Genomic DNA, 16,072 nt, shown 5'->3' on the forward strand with positions numbered 1-16,072 from the left:
TGAAACCGCCTCGGTGATTTTGATTTGATACGTCAGTTGAGGCAATCCGAAACTGCTTTGAGAATCGAATTTGCCTTAACGTTATGATTCATGTTCAACGAAAAATGTTTTTCTTTACGCGAGACAGATAGGTTCAGAATTTCCGCGTGAATCCTTACATTTGAATTGCTAAAACCATTGATACTTTGAAAAAGACGACACAAGAACATATTATCGGATTATTTGAGAAAACGTTTGGTGAAAAAGTAACAGATATCGAGGTATTGCCTCCTTCCGGTTCCTACCGGGAATATTGCCGGTTGATTTCAGAAAACCGGAGGGTAATTGGCGCCTGGAATGAGGATGATAAGGAAAACCGCGCGTTTATCGAATTCTCAAAAGCGTTGAGAGGTAGCGGCATTAATGTGCCTGAGATTTACGGTGAAGAAACCGGAAAGCATATATACCTGCAACAGGATTTGGGCAATACTACATTGTTTCAGTTTTTGAGTGATGTGCGTGAAAAGGATGGATTTTCGCCGGAAATTATTGATGTATATCGCAAAGTTGTGGCTCAGTTGCCGCATATTCAGGTAAAGGCAGGTGGAAACATCAATTACGACTACTGTTATCCGCGCGATGCGTTCGATCGGCAATCGATGATGTGGGACCTGAATTATTTCAAATATTATTTTCTCAAGTTGGCCAAGATTTCGTTTGACGAACAATCGCTCGAAGATGATTTTCAGCGTTTCACCGACTATCTGCTGGAGGTTGAGAGAGACTTCTTCCTGTATCGTGATTTTCAGAGCCGGAACGTGATGTTGATGGATGGCGAGCCTTGGTTTATCGATTACCAGGGAGGACGAAAAGGAGCTTTGCAGTACGATTTGGCTTCGTTGCTATACGATTCTAAGGCTGATATTCCGCAACCGGTTCGTGATGAATTGCTGGAATCATACCTTGATGAATTAGAAAAATATCATCCGGTTAACCGGAAGGATTTCCGTGAATATTTCTACGGCTATGTGCTGATTCGTATGATGCAGTCGATGGGTGCTTACGGATTCCGTGGATTTTATGAAAAGAAAGAGCATTTTCTGAAAAGTATTCCATACGCATTGGAAAACCTGGTCGTAGTACTCGATAAATTTTCATTCCCGGTTGAATTACCGGAATTGGAAAAAGTGCTTCGTTCATTACCGCAATCGGAAACGCTGAAAAAAATTGCGTCGAAGCAGGATGAGATGACGGTTCGGATTACTAGTTTTTCATACAAAAAAGGGGTTCCACAAGATCCTTCAGGTAACGGAGGTGGTTACGTTTTCGACTGCCGCGCGGTTCATAATCCTGGTCGGTACGAGCAATACAAAACGCTTACGGGAAAAGACCCTGAGGTGATTGCTTTTTTCGAAGAGGAATCGGAAATGGAGAATTTTCTGCGGCCGGTATTCAATTTGGTAGACCAAAGTGTGGAGAAATATTTGGAACGTAAGTTCAATCATTTAATGGTCAATTTCGGGTGTACCGGTGGACAACACCGTTCGGTATACGCAGCAGAGCGCCTTTCGGAACATCTGAAAAACAAATATCCGGTCCGTGTTGTTACTTTCCACAGAGAGCAGGAAGCTCTGTGATTAGTAGCAAAAAGTAGTTATGTCAAAAACTTTGTGTAAGTCGAAGAAGGAGTATCAACCTCCGGAGAATCCGAAGTACGAGTGCAAGAAATGCGGCAAGGTTACCATGAAAGAAAAAAAGGTCTGCAAGCCTCGGAAGGTAAAAAGTTAATTTATTCAATAGAATACATGATATCGGCGGTTTACTCTGTGAACCGCCGATGTTTTTTTATTTTCGTGAAGAAATAAAAAGTCAGTTTTTAAATATTGCCGAAACTTATGAAAGCCATGATTTTTGCAGCGGGGCTGGGAACCAGGCTTCGTCCGTTCACCGATAACAAGCCCAAAGCCCTGGTGGAAGTCGCGGGAAAAACGTTGCTCCAGCGGGCCATCGAAAAAGTGAGTGGCGCCGGCTTCGAAGAAATTGTGGTGAACATTCATCATTATGGCGACCAGATTATTGACTTCCTGGAAGGGAATAACAACTTTGGGTTGGATATTCAAATTTCCGATGAGCGCGATGAGTTGCTCGATACGGGTGGTGGCATACTCAAGGCCCGGCCGTTGTTAGAAGGTTCGGAACCTTTCCTGGTGTACAACGTGGATGTGTTGTGTTCGCTAGATTTGAAGAAGTTGCTGCGATGGCACCGGGAACATCAGGCGCTGGCAACGCTCGTTGTACGGAAACGTGAAACTGCCCGCTACCTCCTGTTTGATAAAGAAATGCAGCTCTCCGGATGGACCAACATCAAAACCGGCGAAGTGAAGATGGCCAGGCAAACACCGGAAGTCGGTAAGTTTGCTTTCAGTGGCATTCACATCATCGAGCCTTCTGTTTTCCCTTTGATTACAGAAACCGGCAAGTTCCCGATTATTCCGATGTATTTACATTTGGCCGCGCAAAATGCCATTTATGGTTTTGAGGATACTTCGGATTTATGGATGGATTTGGGTAAGCTGGAGCAATTGAAAGTGGCAGAAGAAATGCTTCAGAATAGATGAAACGAGCAAGACAGCAATTTTTGACTCACACGTAAGGAATTAAATATCATGCAAGTTCCATCTTATGCCAATTTGAGTTAACAATTTTAATAAGATGAAATCATAAGTCGGATTAGAAAAAAAGGCCTTTGCAGCTAGTGCAGAGGCCTTTTCTAATTTATGATCTTATTGTTTATTCGTCTTTGGTTCCTTTTTCAGGAAGCAGGGCAACACTTACGTAGTTGTTCAAATCCCAAACCCATTTTGCTGCTTTTTGCAACTCCTCCGGGTTCAGTGCATTCACTTCCGTGTTAAACTGGTTGAAGGTAGAGAAATCGCCATCGTGATTCAGATAGTACGATTTCAATGCAGTCAGCCAATAGCTGTTTTCACGCAAATTGGTTTCCCGTTCACGCAGCATTTTTTCCATTGCTTTGTGTACTTCTTCCTGGGTCGGACCATTCTTAATCAAATCCTTGATTTCATCGAAAACAGCCGCTTTCAATGTGTCAATTTTCTTCGGATCGGTACCATAATAAATAGTCATGGTGTATTCCGGTTCCGGAAGTTTATTAAACGAGGGCTGTGCTCCGATGTAATATACGCTGGATTTGTCCTCACGAATGCTTTCCAGCAAACGGGTGGTCAGAATCTTGGACAGTGCATCGAGTTCAACAATATCCTTCGTATCGTAGTTCAGCGGACCATGGAACTGGATGTACTGAATACTCTTGGGTTCGGTTCCCTTGTATACTTTTTTCACAACAGCACCTTTCGGCGGACGAATACCCAAATCTTTCCAATGCTCGGTTTTACCGGTTGTCGGTAACGAAGCCAGGTAGGTTTTTACCAGTGGTTTCATCTTGTCGAAGTCGACATTACCGACAAAAATGAATTTGAAATCACCGGCGTTGGAGAAACGGTCCTTATCGATGGCTTTGATGCGATCGAAATTCGCTTCTTTCAAGGTTTCTTTAGTCAAAGGACGAACCCACGGGCTGTAATTGCTGGTCACTACGCGGAAGGTATCAGAGAAGGCTGCTTCCGGCGACGCTTTCCGGTTATCAAGCTGACTTTCCATTCGGGTCATGAATGAATTAAATGCCGATTGGTCAAGACGCGGATGAGTGAAATAAAGGTTCACCAATTGCATTAGCGTTTCAACATCCTTCTTGGACGAAGAACCCTGGAAGCCTTGTGTAATCTGACGGATAAAAGGCTCGACGCTTGCTACTTTGCCAGCCAGTTTTTTGTCCAGCTCGGGAGCTGTGAAATCGGAAAGTCCGCTCATTTGCAGAATAGTTGCTGCAAAATCGGTGGAAACGTCGTCAGAAGACGGGTAAACCGAATATCCGCCCGGTCCGTAAGCACTAAACAGAATTTCGTCATCTTTGAAATCTGTTTTCTTCAGAATCACTTTGGCACCGTTCGAAAGGGTCCATTCTACAGCATTTACTTCCGGTATTTTCTTTTCGCTGACAATCTTACCCGGAGTAGGCTGTTTAGGCATCAGTGGCGCATCCGAAACCTGGTCTTTGTATGGCTTGATTTTGGCCGTATCTACCTCTGCCAACAGTTTCTTGATATCGTCGTTCGTCGGAACCGGAACACCTTTTACATCCGGAGCAGTAATAATAACCACCCGGTTGTCCTCGGTCAACCACTTTTTCGCCAGCGCGTTTACGTCAGCTAACTTGATGGTCGGCATCAGTTCTTTGTAATACTGATACTCTTTGTCAAGTCCTGGAACCGGCTCTTTCCGCATCAGGAAATTACGGCTGTATTCGTTGGCGATGCTGATGGATTGACGTTTGTCCCGATCGTTGTAAGCAGTTTCCATGGAACTCATCATGGATGCTTTCGCACGTTTTAACTCACTATCGGTGAAGCCATAATCTTTTACACGCTGATTCTCGATTAGAGCAGCTTTCAAACCTTCCGGAATTTTCCCGGGATGGGTAACCACCATGGAAGAATAAACATCAACCGGTCCAACCAGACCTCCATAACTGGAGCGGGCGAATACAAACGGCGGATTTTCTTTCTGCGTGATCTCCGACAAACGGGCATTGATCATGCTGTTGTAGAGGCTATGCATCATCATTTCGCGGTAGCCACCAACGGTTGTATCAAGTTCCATCGGGTGCTTGATGTACAGGGTGGCTGAAGAATAGCGTGCTTCCGGATCGGTTACAACTTTGATAAGCGTGCCTTTCTGAGAAGGAACATCATACGAAGGTTTTTTGCGTTCGGGTTTGTGGACGGGAATGTTGGAGAATTTCTCTTTCACTTCCTGAACCATTTTCTTTTGGTCAAAATCACCCACTACAATTATTGCCTGCAGATCGGGACGATACCAATCGTTGCGGAAGCGACGAAGGGCCGACGGCGGGCAGCTGTCTACTACCGACATTTTCCCGATAGGTAACCGGTCGGCGTAGTGCGAATCTTTGAAGAATACCGGCAACCATTGCTTCATCATACGCTGCTGTGCACCTTGACCACCGCGCCATTCTTCATGAATCACTCCACGTTCTTTGTTGATTTCATCATTCGAATCGGTAACCTGGCAAGCCCAGTCGTAAAGAACCTGTAGGCCTTTGTCCATGAATTTAGTGCTGTCAAGCGGCACTTTCAACATGTAAACTGTCTGGTCGAACCCGGTGTAGGCATTGATTTCCGGTCCGAACTCCATACCAATGGATTCGAAATAGTTGACGAGCTCATTTTTTGGGAAATTTTTGGTTCCGTTAAAGCTCATGTGCTCGCAAAAGTGGGCGAGCCCCTGTTGGTCGTTGTCTTCGAGAATGGAGCCAGCCGATACAACGAGCATTAGTTCTGCGCGGTTTTTAGGTGTGTGGTTAGCCCTGACATAGTAGGTTAGTCCGTTTTTCAATACACCTTTGTCTGTCTGGGGATCGAAAGGAATTTTTGAATTTAAGTCCGGCATTTGGGCATAAGCGCCCGTTACCATAAAAATGGTCAGCAGACCAAAGAGTAACTTTTTCATAAGTAATTCGTCTTGGAGTAAATAATTTATATGTATTTAGTGGGTGTTTTTCAATTTGTATCGTGTTTCTTCAATTCGTTACAAATGTTGTCGAACAGCATACGAAAATCCGTCCTCATGGTGAGCCAGACTATTCCTGTATCGAAATTTGAGTTCGTCCGGAGCGTTGTCTACAACATATGAATGTTGGGTATAATCGAGTAATTCCATATCGTTAAAATCGTTTCCAACACCCAGGGTATTTTCTTTCGCGATTCCGGTAATGCGGCAAACTTCTTCCACTCCATGTGCTTTGGTAACTCCTTCGGGAAAAATTTCCATCCAGGTGAAATCGGGATGTAGCGGGGAAGTGGCCCTAATAACACTGACGTGCGGGAAATGGTTCAGCACCTTTTGTTTGATAATCTCAAACTCTTCAGAACCTTGCGGCAGAAATATCAGAACCTGCGAGATGGGAAAAGCATCGCCCTGTTTTAACGGAACTGCATCGCCCAACGCTTTGTGGTAATTCAGGTAACGTTCAAATTCTTCGCACGGGGTACTTCTCCACCAGGCAAAATGGTGATTGTCCGGTATCTCTCTTGATACTTTAAAATTCAGTTTCTCTTCCATCAGAAAACGAACAATTTTACCAGTTTCCTGAGAAGGGATACTCATGGCCATCAGCAGTTGTTGCTTATTCCAATCCATCAGACCAGCGCCTGAGCTGAAAATGACAAAATCGAACGGCATGCCTGGAGTAAGAACCTGTTTTACTTTCATCAGGTTTCTTCCCGTGGCGGCCACCCGACAAATTCCCAGCTTCCCCAAATTTTCCAGTGTTTCGTAGTCTGTTGTGCTGATAGTATGATCTGCCTGCAACAGCGTGCCGTCCAGGTCGGTTATCACCATTTTTATTCCTGTCATCTCAAAAAAATAATCAAAATTATATTAGATAATCAATGGGTTAAGAATTTTGTGCTGGAAAAGTTAAAATTTCCCAAAACCAATAGTCCGTCCGGATGTTTATCTGACGCCGGCTTGCGTCACGCAGCCAGCAAACAGTGTGCCGAAAAACGAATTGCCGGCAGAATGCTTGAAGTTACAATTACTGAAGAAGGTTTGAAAGTGAATTACTGAAAATTTAAAAGTGGTGTAATTATGTAACATAATTTGAGAGATTTAGCCTCGAAAAAAGGGGAAGTCTTTTCGGAGGAAATATGTTTTTAGGTTGTTAAAAAATTGTTAAATTCGGGCGCCGAATGAAATTAGGTTGTCGTGTTTTATTATTCCTTTGTCTGTGTTTTTCCGGGCCAGAGGTGAGGCGGCAGTGGTATTTGACAGAAGTAGGCCCGGAGCGTATAGATTTTAAAGGATGTTGTTCGGTTAGTTGATGACATTACAACCTGTATTTTCTCTTCTTTTTTTTGTCGGGGGAATTGTATCTTTCGAATTCAACTTTTGGCGTGTAGACAACCAAAATCAATGCATACAACAAATAACTAATAGATATGGACAACAGACTTCAAGAGCTGACTGATAAGATTTATCAGGAAGGAATCTCGAAAGGAAACGAGGAGGCCGAAAAAATTGTGTCCGATGCCCGTGCAGAGGCGGAGAAAATTTTGGCTGAAGCAAAGAAAGATGCTGAGAATATCGTTTCTGACGCCGAGAAAAAATCAGCCGAATTTGATCAGAATACTAAATCCGAACTCAAGCTGGCTTCCCGTCAGGCAGTTGATGCCCTGAAGCAGGAACTCGTCGGTATCATTAACGGCACCATTACTACTTCCGAGATCAAAGCAGCGATGGGGGATACCAAGTTTATCCAGAAAGCCATCGAAACGGCTGTGAAAAACTGGGCTGCACATAACGATGAAGCTATCGACATGCAGGTTCTCATTCCACAAGAGGACGAAAAAGCCATCGGTGATTATTTCGCAGGTGCTGCCAAAAGTGTGCTCGATAAAGGCTTTTCCATCGAAACTGTGAACGATCTGAAAGCTGGTTTCCATGTGGCTCCGGCTGACGGAAGCTACAAGGTCAGTTTTACTGATGAGGATTTCATCAACTTCTTTAAAGAGTTCCTGCGTCCGAAAATCGTTGAACTTCTTTTCGAAAAGTAATTAAAACACCGGGTCATTTCCCAGTGCTTTTGGATGAGAACCTTTTACGAATAAAACAATCAACCGAGCCAGGATTTCTATTTCCGGACTTTTGCCATGGCAAATCAGGAATAAAAATCATTTCCATTGAATCCGGCAGGCTGTTTGTTTTGGAAAACCGTTTCGAATGAAAAAATATTACTGTCTGGTTGCCGGGCTTCCCGAAATTCGCATAGATGACAATAAGCAGAACTTTGATTTGAAAGAGTTCAAGGAAGAGTTGCGTGCGAACCTGTCGGAAGACGACTTTGAGTTGATTAAACTCTTTTACCGGAAATTCGACAACCTGAACCTGATAGCATACCTGAAAGATGCGGAGGCAAAACTCGACGACCGCGGTAATCTTACCGAGGATGATTTCGCCGAGATTCTGCAAAAGGTGAAGGAGGAAGAAAATCCGAAAGATGAGCGAATTCCTGTGTATTTTAAGGAGTTTATTCCTGCCTGGCTCGAAGAGAAACCGCTGTTTCCGGATATGGCCTGGGAAGATCAGTTGGCAACACTTTATTACGATGATGCCCTGAACAGCCGGAATGAGTTTGTCAGCAGTTGGTTCGCCTTTAACCTGAATGTGCAGAATATTCTGACGGCAATCAATTGTCGGAATTATGACCTGGATTTAGGCCCCGCGATTGTCGGAAACAGCGAAATCGCCAATACCATCCGCGAAAGCAATTCGAAAGATTTCGGTCTGGCAGCTATCTTCCCCTATCTGGACGATGTATTGCATATCGCCGAAGAGGCCAATCTTTACGAACGCGAACGTCGTATTGATGCGCTGCGCTGGAAATGGCTCGAAGAAAATTCCTTCTTCAAGTATTTCACTGTTGAGAAAGTCTTTGCTTACCTGTTGCAACTCGAAATGATTGAGCGATGGGTGAAACTGAGCCAGGAAACCGGCCTGAAGATTTTCCGCGATTTTGTTCAGGAACTGCAACACTCGTTCGAATTCCCCGATGAATTTAAATTAAACAAGTAAACAACGAATATGTCTACGCAAGGTAAAGTCAAAGGAATTATTGCCAACCTGGTGACAGTGGAAGCCGACGGTCCGGTAGCGCAGAACGAAATCTGCTACCTTCAGACCCGCGGTACCGACCTGATGGCAGAGGTGATTAAGGTGAACGGAGCCAACGCCTTTGTACAGGTTTTCGAAAGCACCAGGGGACTGAAAATCGGTGATTCTGTTCGTTTCACCGGACATATGCTCGAAGTGACACTCGGGCCAGGCATCCTCTCCAAAAACTACGATGGTCTGCAAAACGACCTCGACAAAATGGATGGCGTCTTCCTGAAAAGGGGAGATTATACCAATCCGTTGGATGATGATACACTCTGGGACTTCAAACCGCTGGCCAAATCGGGCGACGAAGTGGAAGCTGCCGACTGGCTGGGTGAGGTAAACGAAAACGGTAAACCTCACCGCATCATGGTGCCATTTGTGTTTGAAGGTAAATACACCGTTAAATCGGTCGTCGAAGCAGGCGAATATAAAATAAACGACATCATTGCTGTGTTGGTCGATGCCAACGGCAAGGAGCATAATGTGACGATGGTTCAGAAATGGCCGGTGAAAAAAGCCATCACGGCCTACCGGGAAAAACCCCGTCCGTTTAAATTGCTCGAAACCGGTGTTCGTACCATTGATACCATTAACCCGATTGTAGAAGGTGGAACCGGATTTATTCCCGGACCTTTCGGAACGGGTAAAACGGTATTGCAGCATGCCATCTCGAAACAGGCCGAGGCCGACATCGTAGTGATTGCTGCCTGTGGTGAGCGTGCCAACGAGGTGGTGGAAATCTTTACCGAATTCCCCGAACTGGATGACCCGCATACAGGTCGTAAATTGATGGAGCGTACCATCATTGTGGCGAATACTTCGAACATGCCGGTTGCCGCTCGTGAAGCTTCGGTTTACACCGCGATGACCCTTTCGGAATATTACCGCTCCATGGGACTGAAGGTTTTGATGATGGCCGACTCTACTTCCCGTTGGGCTCAGGCCTTGCGTGAGATGTCGAACCGTTTGGAAGAGCTGCCCGGACAGGACGCTTTCCCGATGGACCTTTCGGCTGTTATTGCCAACTTCTACGCCCGTGCCGGTTTCGTTTACCTGAACAATGGAGAATCAGGTTCAGTAACCTTTATCGGTACCGTATCACCTGCCGGTGGTAACCTGAAAGAGCCGGTAACCGAGTCGACCAAAAAAGTGGCCCGTTGTTTCTACGCACTGCAGCAGAGCCGCGCCGACGGAAAACGTTACCCGGCCATCAACCCAATTGAATCGTACTCCAAATACCTGGAATATCCCGAGTTCGAAGAATATATTGCCAAACGTATTGGCGACAAGTGGATTGCTTCCATTAATGAGCTGAAAACGATTCTGCTTCGTGGCCAGGAAGTTAGTGAGCAGATCAACATCCTTGGTGATGATGGTGTACCGGTTGAATATCACATCCGTTTCTGGAAGTCGGAAGTTATCGACTTTGTGATTCTTCAGCAGGATGCATTCGATAAGGTCGATATGAATACTCCGCTCGAACGGCAGGAATATATGTTGAATAAGGTAATGGGCATCTGTCATACCGATTTTCAGTTTGAATCATTCAACGAAGTGGGTAGCTACTTCAAACGTGTGATCAACAACCTGCGCCAAATGAACTACTCGGAGTTTGAAACTGACGAGTTTAAGAAGTTTGAAGAAGAATTGAATCAGATCATTAACGAAAGAAAAGTAGCATAATGGCAACGAAAGCTTTTCAGAAAATATATACCAAAGTCACACAGATTACGAAAGCAACCTGTACCCTGAAAGCCGAAGGGATTGGCTACGATGAGCTGGCCGAAATTAACGGCCGGCTGGCACAGGTGGTGAAAATCATTGGTGACGATGTGACCCTGCAGGTGTTTGGTGGTACCGAAGGTATCCCGACCAATGCAGAGGTAACTTTCCTGGGGAAATCGCCTTCGCTGAAAGTAAGTGACCAGCTTGCCGGACGCTTTTTCAACGCTTTTGGCGACCCAATCGATGGCGGACCTGCTATTGAAGGGCAGGAAGTCGCAATTGGCGGACCGTCAGTAAACCCCGTACGTCGTAAGCAACCGTCCGAATTGATTGCTACCGGTATTGCTGGTATCGACCTGAACAACACGCTGGTATCGGGACAGAAGATTCCGTTCTTCGCCGACCCGGATCAGCCGTTCAACCAGGTAATGGCGATGGTAGCGCTTCGTGCGAAAGCCGATAAAATTATCCTTGGCGGGATGGGACTGACGAACGACGACTACCTCTTTTTCCGTAACGTCTTCGATAATGCCGGTGCACTCGACCGTATCGTATCGTTTGTGAATACGACGGAGAATCCTCCGGTAGAACGTCTGCTGGTTCCTGATATGGCGCTGACAGCTGCCGAATATTTCGCGGTAGAGAAAAATGAGAGTGTGCTGGTACTGTTGACCGACATGACGCTGTACGCGGATGCGCTTTCGATTGTATCGAACCGTATGGACCAGATTCCGTCGAAAGACTCAATGCCGGGTTCGCTCTATTCCGACCTCGCGAAGATTTACGAGAAAGCGGTGCAGTTCCCGAGTGGTGGTTCGATTACCATTATTGCGGTAACTACGCTGTCTGGCGGCGATATTACCCACGCGATTCCGGATAATACTGGTTACATTACGGAAGGACAGTTGTTCCTGCGCCGTGACTCGGATGTAGGTAAAGTAATTGTTGACCCGTTCCGTTCGCTGTCGCGACTGAAGCAGTTGGTTATCGGCGATAAAACCCGAGAGGATCACCCGCAGGTAATGAACGCAGCCATCCGGCTTTACGCCGATGCAGCCAGCGCCAAAACGAAACTGGAGAACGGTTTCGACCTGACGGAATATGACCAGCGTACGCTTGATTTTGCTAAAGAGTACTCCAACGATTTGCTGGCGATTGACGTGAACATTGGTACAACCGAAATGTTGGATACCGGCTGGAAACTTCTTGGCAGACACTTCAAGCCTGAAGAGGTTGGTATCAAGCAGGAGCTGATGAACAAGTACTGGCCGAAAGAGGCGTAGAAATTTTGAATTCTGAATTATAAATGTTGAATGAAGCTTTGAAGACAACGAATCTCATACAGCAACGGTCTTTCGATTTTGCGAAGCAGATCATTGATTTGTATTCGAAGCTTCAGCATGAGAATGAATTTGTTCTTTCGCGGCAACTTCTAAAGAGTGGTACCTCTGTGGGAGCAAATGTGGAAGAGGCTATTGCCGGTCAGTCCCGAAAGGATTTTGCGGCGAAAATGGCCATCGCTTCCAAAGAAGCCCGAGAGACAAGGTATTGGTTACGATTATTAAAGGAAACTGATTTGTCAAATATCGATGTGACGGATTATATAACTGAGATAGAGGCTATCATTAATATTCTGACCAAAATCGTCAAGACAACTCAATCTCATATTCAGAACCCGGTTCAGGATTAATTCAAAATGTAGCATTCAAAATTCAAAATTTTGAAACAGTGGCAATAAATTTTCAATACAATAAAACCGCTTTACAGGGACTCGAGAAGCAACTCAAGGTTCGGGTGAAGGCATTGCCTACCATCAAGAACAAGGAGTCGGCGCTGCGGGTCGAAGTAAAGAGGGCAAAAGATGAGGTGAAAAGGCTGAACAAACTCCTCGAAGAAACCATCGAAGAATACGATTCGATGATGGCACTTTGGGGCGAGTTCGATGTTTCACTCGTCAGGGTAAAGGATGTGAAGATGTCGGTGAAAAAGATTGCCGGTGTACAGACACCTATCCTTGACGGTGTGGAGTTCGATATTGCGCCGTTCAGCGTTTTCAGCAAGCCTAAATGGTTCCTCGATGGCATCAAAGTGGTGAAAGAACTGGCCGAAATTGGGATCGAACAGGAGTTTTTCAATCAGAAAATGGTTCTGTTGGATCATGCCCGTAAGAAGACCACCCAAAAGGTGAACCTCTTCGAAAAGGTACAGATTCCCGGCTACGAAGATGCCATTCGAAAAATCAAACGATTCCTGGAAGACAAGGAAAACCTTTCCAAGTCGGCCCAGAAGATTGTGAAATCTCGTCAGGAAGCAAGGGAGGTGGAATCATGATTATACGGATGAAAAAATACACTTTTCTCGTCTATCACAGGGAGTATGAAACGTTTCTGGATGCTGTCCGGGAACGCGGATTATTGCATGTGAAAGAGCGGAAAGGTGGAGGAATGGATGATGCTGCACTGCGCGAAAAAATGCAGTTGCTGAAGCGCGTTTCAGATGCGATGCGATTTTTGCACACACGCGAAGCTCAACCGTTAGAAAATGCCGGAACTGACATCGACAGCCTGAAGGTCCTTCACGATTTCGAAGCCATGCGGCGCGAACGGGAAGTGGCAGAGCAGGAAGTGCAGTCGCTGCAGAAGGATATCCATCAATTGGAGCCCTGGGGCGACTTTTCCTGGGAGTCTGTCGATCGCTTAGCGGAAGATGGTTGGGAGATTAATTTCTTCTCCACATCATCACGTCGCTGGGAGAAAGACTGGCCCGAGAAATACAATGCCTTTATCATTTCAGAGTTGGGTACTACCACCTATTTTGTGACGGTAACTCATAAGGGTGAAAAGGTCGAAGTTGATGCCGATCCGGTTCGCTTGCCCGAGCATTCCATTAGCTACGTTCGCAGTGAACTGAAAAAGATGGAAGATAAGATGGCTGAAATTGATGCCTCTTATGACCAATATGCTGCGTCCTATATGCCGGCATTGGAGCAATTGCATCTTAAGGTTCAGCAGGAATTCGACTTTGATAAAGTGGTGCTTAGTTCACCGCGTTCTGCAGAAGATAAGGTGGTGATTCTGGAGGGATTTATTCCGGAAAATGCATCGGAAGAATTCGATCAATTCCTGGAATCACAGGGCGTTTACTACGAATCGGTTTATCCCGACTTGAAAGAAAAGGTACCGGTATTGCTGAAAAACAACTGGTTTACCCGGATGTTCGAAACGATTGGCGATTTGTATGCCTTGCCCAATTACAAGGAATTGGATTTGACACCATACTACGCACCATTTTATTGGGTCTTTTTCGGATTCTGTCTTGGTGACGCAGGGTACGGTTTGGTACTGACGTTGATTGGATTCCTCATGGTCGGTCGTGTAAAGCCTTCGATGAAAGGGCCGATGAAGCTTCTTGGCTCACTGGGATTGGCGACCATTATTTTTGGTCTCATCAGTGGTACCGTTTTCGGGATGAGTCTGTACGAAATGCATTTCTCCTTTTACGGCACACTAGCTGATCGTATGGCTGCGCAGGGAAAAACCATCAACGATCAACTTTTCACACTGGCGCTGTTGCTGGGAGCCATTCAGATCATCTTCGGGATGTTCATAAAAGTGGCGAACGAAAAGCATCAGTTTGGGTGGAAATATGCTTTTGGAACGGCTGGGTGGCTGGTCCTGATAGTTGGTGGATTGCTTGTATACCTAATGAAATATTTGGGTGTCAATCCGCTGGTGACGAACATTGTGATGTACGTAGTGCTGGGAGTCGGTTTTGCCGGTGCTTTCCTGTTCAATAACCCGGAGCGAAATGTATTTGCTAATTTCGGTGTTGGTCTGTGGGATGCATACAATATGGTAACCGGTGTGATGGGCGACTTATTGTCATACATTCGTCTGTTTGCGCTGGGTGTTTCCAGTGCAATTCTCGGGTATGTATTCAATAGTTTGGCCATGCAGTTGTCACCCGATATTCCGGTACTGAAAATTGTGGTAATGATTATTATTTTACTCATTGGCCACGGTATCACGATATTCATGTCAACATTGGGAGCCTTTGTACACCCCATGCGTTTAACATTTGTAGAGTTTTACAAGAATTCCGGTTTTGCTGGCGGTGGTTTACGCTACACGCCTTTCAAAAAGAAAATATCATAAGTAAGTAAATAATTAAAATTATTAACCTGTATAAATAATCAAGAAATGGAACCTATTACATTAGCTTACATTGGAATTGGACTGATGATTGGCCTCTCCGGCATCGGTAGTGCGTTTGGCGTAACCATCGGTGGTAATGCTGCCATTGGTGCAATGAAAAAGAATCCTGATGCATTCGGTAGTTACATGATTCTTTCGGCTCTTCCCGGTACACAGGGACTTTACGGATTTGCCGGTTACTTCGTATTTGCCAACTTCGGAACTGCACTGGGTCCTGATATCACGATGCTGCAGGCTGCTGCTATCTTTGGTGCTGGTCTGGCATTAGGTGTGGTTGGTTTGTTCTCTGCTATTCGTCAGGGACAAGTTGGTGCAAATGGTATTGCTGCCATTGGTGCCGGTTACGATGTTTTTGGTAATACGCTTATTCTTGCGGTATTCCCGGAGCTTTACGCAATTGTAGCGTTTGCATCGGCATTCCTTATCAACGGTGCAATTCAATAAGTAAAATATTTGTTGATACATGGAGCCCGGGCCATTGGTCCGGGCTTTTTTGTGCTCTATTATTTCTATGATTTTGACGAAGAAGGGAAGGAAAATGAAAGAATAATGAACTAAAGCGTCATTTGTCATGATGGACACGAGACACTGAACAGAGTTGATGTTCTTGAACATCTGATTAAAACAAAATTTGTTTCGTTGTTGTTACAAATTGAAATATAAATAGTTACATTTAAGCGGGGAACATTCTGTTAATACTGGCTTAACAAATTTGTTTAAAAAATCGTTGAGGTCTGTTTAAATAATTACTTATTTAGTCCAAATATAAGCCTGACTTAAAATGAAACAACAGACTAGTCCGGATGGCGTATTATGGAACCAGATTATCCGGGATGATAAAAAAGCGTTGGAGTCGTTGTTTGCAAAGTATTTTGCTCCTTTATGCCGTTTTGCTGATTCTTTTGTAGAGAATCAGATGACGGCCGAAGAGTTGGTGGCTGATATTTTTTTCAGCATGTGGACCAAACGGAAGGAGCTTATTATTCACACATCAGTGCGGGCCTATCTTTTTGCTGCTGCCCGCAATACTGCTCTGAACCATCTTCGTGGTAATACAAAAGGAAAAATCGTCTATTTGCATGAACAAGCTGTTGAACCGGGATTTGTAGAGGGTGTTGATGCCGGCCTTGAATATTACGAATTGCTGGAACAAGTGGAAGGCATTATCGATAAGATGCCGAAAAAACGACAGGAAATCTTTCGGTTAAATAAACTGGAAGGTTTGAAATACCATGAGATTGCCGATCGACTTTCCATTTCTGTTCATACCGTACAGAATCAGATGCTCGAAGCAAAAAGATTTATGTCACGTTTCAATGTATTCCTTTGATAATCTGATG

The 16,072-nt window shown here is 45.0% G+C and carries 13 protein-coding genes; 11 read left to right on the forward strand and 2 right to left on the reverse strand.

What is annotated here, in order from left to right:
* The first annotated feature begins 185 nt into the window (after positions 1–185).
* Positions 186–1,616 (forward strand): RapZ C-terminal domain-containing protein, encoded by a 1,431-nt coding sequence (locus T426_RS0104850; protein WP_025864510.1) that lies wholly within the window; start codon positions 186–188, stop codon positions 1,614–1,616.
* A gap of 258 nt (positions 1,617–1,874) precedes the next feature.
* On the forward strand, positions 1,875–2,597 hold the full coding sequence (locus tag T426_RS0104860; RefSeq protein WP_025864511.1) for a nucleotidyltransferase family protein: 723 nt from the start codon (positions 1,875–1,877) through the stop codon (positions 2,595–2,597).
* Between the two features lie 172 nt (positions 2,598–2,769).
* Here T426_RS0104860 and T426_RS22780 read toward each other — a convergent pair whose 3' ends face one another.
* Both T426_RS22780 and T426_RS0104870 read right to left on the reverse strand, forming a co-directional pair.
* Entirely contained in the window at positions 2,770–5,586 is a 2,817-nt protein-coding gene (locus tag T426_RS22780; protein ID WP_081782432.1) for a M16 family metallopeptidase, read from the reverse strand.
* A gap of 78 nt (positions 5,587–5,664) precedes the next feature.
* Entirely contained in the window at positions 5,665–6,492 is an 828-nt protein-coding gene (locus tag T426_RS0104870) for an HAD hydrolase family protein (RefSeq protein ID WP_025864513.1), read from the reverse strand.
* A gap of 584 nt (positions 6,493–7,076) precedes the next feature.
* Between T426_RS0104870 and T426_RS0104880 the strand changes: the two genes are divergently transcribed.
* The 9 genes from T426_RS0104880 (at position 7,077) to T426_RS22785 (ending at position 16,062) form a co-directional block, all read left to right on the forward strand.
* Positions 7,077–7,691 (forward strand): V-type ATP synthase subunit E family protein, encoded by a 615-nt coding sequence (locus tag T426_RS0104880; RefSeq protein ID WP_025864514.1) that lies wholly within the window; start codon positions 7,077–7,079, stop codon positions 7,689–7,691.
* 166 nt (positions 7,692–7,857) lie between these two features.
* A complete protein-coding gene (locus T426_RS0104890; RefSeq protein ID WP_025864515.1) occupies positions 7,858–8,709 on the forward strand; it encodes a DUF2764 family protein in 852 nt (283 codons plus the stop codon).
* A gap of 9 nt (positions 8,710–8,718) precedes the next feature.
* Entirely contained in the window at positions 8,719–10,476 is a 1,758-nt protein-coding gene (locus T426_RS0104895) for a V-type ATP synthase subunit A (RefSeq protein WP_025864516.1), read from the forward strand.
* Positions 10,476–11,801, forward strand: a complete 1,326-nt coding sequence (locus T426_RS0104900; protein ID WP_025864517.1) for a V-type ATP synthase subunit B — start codon at positions 10,476–10,478, stop codon at positions 11,799–11,801. Before T426_RS0104895 ends, T426_RS0104900 begins: the two co-directional genes overlap by 1 nt.
* A 38-nt stretch (positions 11,802–11,839) precedes the next feature.
* Positions 11,840–12,208: a four helix bundle protein gene (locus T426_RS0104905; RefSeq protein ID WP_025864518.1), complete on the forward strand. Its 369-nt coding sequence runs from the start codon at positions 11,840–11,842 to the stop codon at positions 12,206–12,208.
* 38 nt (positions 12,209–12,246) lie between these two features.
* Positions 12,247–12,849 carry a V-type ATP synthase subunit D gene (locus T426_RS0104910; RefSeq protein ID WP_025864519.1) on the forward strand — a complete coding sequence of 201 codons (603 nt, stop codon included), beginning with the start codon at positions 12,247–12,249 and terminating at the stop codon, positions 12,847–12,849.
* A gap of 8 nt (positions 12,850–12,857) precedes the next feature.
* A complete protein-coding gene (locus T426_RS0104915; RefSeq protein WP_159103322.1) occupies positions 12,858–14,672 on the forward strand; it encodes a V-type ATP synthase subunit I in 1,815 nt (604 codons plus the stop codon).
* Positions 14,673–14,717: 45 nt separating this feature from the next.
* Positions 14,718–15,176, forward strand: coding sequence for an ATP synthase subunit K (locus T426_RS0104920; protein ID WP_025864521.1), 459 nt, complete (start codon positions 14,718–14,720; stop codon positions 15,174–15,176).
* 337 nt (positions 15,177–15,513) lie between these two features.
* Complete coding sequence (locus tag T426_RS22785; RefSeq protein WP_025864522.1) at positions 15,514–16,062, forward strand: RNA polymerase sigma-70 factor; 549 nt, start codon at positions 15,514–15,516, stop codon at positions 16,060–16,062.
* Positions 16,063–16,072: the final 10 nt, after the last annotated feature.

This window comes from Prolixibacter bellariivorans ATCC BAA-1284 (assembly GCF_000621705.1).
GTDB classification, from domain to species: domain Bacteria; phylum Bacteroidota; class Bacteroidia; order Bacteroidales; family Prolixibacteraceae; genus Prolixibacter; species Prolixibacter bellariivorans.